This is a genomic window from Microbacterium sp. K24, assembly GCF_004794465.1.
Taxonomy (GTDB): domain Bacteria; phylum Actinomycetota; class Actinomycetes; order Actinomycetales; family Microbacteriaceae; genus Microbacterium.
In genome coordinates this window covers 1-431 of the sequence record NZ_SSDJ01000071.1, presented here as the reverse complement: position 1 = coordinate 431, position 431 = coordinate 1, and the positions used below count along the sequence as shown (strand labels likewise).

Genomic DNA, 431 nt, shown 5'->3' with positions numbered 1-431 from the left:
GGGAGTCTCGGTCGGAGCTGCGGGAGCTTCAGCTGCCGGAGCCTCTGCCGCGGGGGCAGCGGCAGGCGCAGCACCCGAACCGACGCGGGCCAGCACGGCGCCGACGGCGACGGTCTCGTCTTCCGCGGCCACGATCTCCTGCAGGACGCCGGCGACCGGCGACGGGATCTCGGTGTCGACCTTGTCAGTGGAGATCTCGAGAAGGGCCTCGTCGACCTCGACGCTGTCGCCGACCTGCTTGAGCCAACGCGTCACGGTGCCTTCGGTGACGCTCTCACCCAGCTCGGGGAGCACGATGTCCTTGGCGTCTCCAGCGGGCGCAGCGGCTTCTGCAGCCGGCGCAGGCTCTTCGGCGGGCGCCGCCTCGGCAGCAGGCTCTGCAGGAGCCTCTGCGGCGGGAGCCTCTGCGGCAGGGGCGGCCTCAGCGGGCG

At 72.9% G+C, this 431-nt stretch carries 1 protein-coding gene; it reads right to left on the bottom strand.

Going from position 1 to position 431, the window contains the following annotated elements; all coding sequences use genetic code 11:
- Positions 1–431, bottom strand: a 431-nt coding sequence (locus DW306_RS05555; RefSeq protein ID WP_342670833.1) for a biotin/lipoyl-containing protein, incomplete at both ends; no start/stop codon positions are given.